The organism is Halomonas sp., assembly GCF_014859505.1.
GTDB lineage: Bacteria > Pseudomonadota > Gammaproteobacteria > Pseudomonadales > Halomonadaceae > Halomonas.
In genome coordinates this window covers 1-1,936 of record NZ_JACUUD010000244.1, presented here as the reverse complement: position 1 = coordinate 1,936, position 1,936 = coordinate 1, and the positions used below count along the sequence as shown (strand labels likewise).

The following is a 1,936-nucleotide window of genomic DNA, read 5'->3' as shown; positions in this document are numbered from 1 at the left end:
TCGTGGCCGAGGCGCAGGGCCGTGGCCTCGAGCTCGCCCGCGTCGTGGATATGCCGGCCAACAACCTCAGCGTGGTCTTCGAGCGGCGCTGAGTCACGCCGCCGGCCTGAGGGCCTGCCCCGAGGGATTACTTCGGCATCTCGCCGGGCGCCCGGTAGCGGGGCGCCTGTCGGTCGCGCTCCTCGCGGGTCAGCGTCTCGTCGTCGGCGGGCACGCCCCACAGGGTCTCCTGGCTGCCGTCGGGAAAGGTGTAGGTGGTGCAGCCGGTGAGCAGCAGCGTGCCGAACAGCAGGGTCGCGGGCAGGGTCGAGCGCTTGGAGAGCATGCAGCATCCTTGATGGCAGTGTCGGGAGAGGCGGGCGGCCAGGGCCCGTGGCCTGTCGACATTACCCATCGTCGCTCGCCCTGGGAAGAGGGTTGGGGGAGAATGACAGCAGAACAAGGCATTACAGGAATCCACCATGCAGCAACTGCTTGAACAGATCGCCGAGATCGTCGGCCCCGAGAACCTTCTGACCGGTGAGGCCGTGCGCCAGCGCAGCGTCGACTGGTTCACCTCGGCTCCCTGCGAGGCCGCGGCCATCGTGCGCCCCGGGAATACCGAGCAGCTCAGCCGCGTCATGGCGCTCTGCCATGCGGCTCGCCAGCCGGTGGTCACCCACGGTGGGCTGACCGGGGTGGTCCACGGCGCCGTGGCGGCGCCCAGTGAGCTGGTGATCTCCCTGGAGCGTATGAGTGCGATCGAGGCGGTCGACCCGGTGGGCGGCACCCTCACCGTACAGGCCGGCGTGCCGCTGCAGCGGGTCCAGGAGGCCGCCGCCGAGATCGGCATGCAGTTCCCGCTGGACCTGGGCGCCCGGGGCTCCTGCACCATCGGTGGCAACATTGCCACCAACGCCGGCGGTATCCGGGTGATCCGCTACGGCATGATGCGCCAGCAGGTGCTGGGGCTCGAGGCGGTGCTGGCCGACGGTCGGGTACTGAGCTCCATGAATCACATGCTCAAGAACAACGCCGGCTTCGACCTCAAGCAGCTCTTCATCGGCAGCGAGGGGACGCTGGGCATCGTCACCCGCGCCGTGCTGCGCCTGCAGCCGGCCCTGGCCAGCGAGCAGTGCGCCCTGGTGGCGGTGCCCAGCTTCGCGGCGCTGACCACCCTGCTCAACCTGGCGCCCCGGCGCATCGGGCTGAGCGCCTTCGAGGCGCTGTGGAACAGCCACTATCGGTTGATGACCGAGGAGAGCGGCGCCCACACCCCGCCGCTGGCCACCGATTCGCCCTTCTACGCCATCCTCGAGAGCCAGGGCATGGACGCCGAGCACGACGCCGAGCAGTTCCAGGCGCTGCTGGAAGAGGCCTTCGAGGCGGAGCTGATCACCGACGCGGTGCTGGCGAGCTCCGAGGCCCAGCGGCAGGCGATCTGGGCGATCCGCGAGGACATCGAGGTGCTGGTGCGCACGCTCAAGCCGATGTTCTCCTTCGACGTCAGCCTGCCAATTCCCGCCATGGAGGCCTATGTGGAGGCGCTGGAGCAGCGCCTGGAGAAGGCCTGGCCCGGGGTGGCGCGCCTGGTCACCTTCGGCCACCTGGGCGACGGCAACCTGCACCTGATGATCACGGTGCGTGATGGCGGCGCCGAGAGCCGGCGGGCGGTGGAGCGGCTCGTCTACGCGCCCCTGGCCGAGATCGGCGGCTCGATCTCTGCCGAGCACGGCATCGGCCTGGAGAAGCGCGACTACCTGAGCCTGAGCCGCAGCGAGACGGAGATCGCCACCATGCGCCTGCTCAAGCAAGCCCTCGACCCCCATGGGCTGCTCAATCCCGGCAAGGTGCTGGGTTGAGCGCCAGGGCGTGACAGCCGGCGCCGCTCAGGCGCCGGACCAGCCCGCGAGTATCGGCACGTAGACCACCAGCAGCAGCACCGCGATCAGCCCCA

At 69.7% G+C, this 1,936-nt stretch carries 2 protein-coding genes; one reads left to right on the top strand and one right to left on the bottom strand.

Translation table 11 applies throughout. From position 1 onward, the window contains the following. Positions 1 to 127 precede the first annotated feature (127 nt). A complete protein-coding gene (locus IBX53_RS15950) occupies positions 128 to 325 on the bottom strand; it encodes a hypothetical protein (RefSeq protein WP_290911319.1) in 198 nt (65 codons plus the stop codon). Between the two features lie 136 nt (positions 326 to 461). Here IBX53_RS15950 and IBX53_RS15945 point away from each other — a divergent pair, with 136 nt between their 5' ends. After that, on the top strand, positions 462 to 1,841 hold the full coding sequence (locus tag IBX53_RS15945) for an FAD-binding oxidoreductase (RefSeq protein WP_290911316.1): 1,380 nt from the start codon (positions 462 to 464) through the stop codon (positions 1,839 to 1,841). Positions 1,842 to 1,936 lie beyond the last annotated feature (95 nt).

Bases quoted from the DNA above. Each gene is read 5' to 3' on its own strand.
- IBX53_RS15950 (WP_290911319.1), bottom strand. From the start codon at position 325: ATGCTCTCCAAGCGCTCGACCCTGCCCGCGACCCTGCTGTTCGGCACG.
- IBX53_RS15945 (WP_290911316.1), top strand. From the start codon at position 462: ATGCAGCAACTGCTTGAACAGATCGCCGAGATCGTCGGCCCCGAGAAC.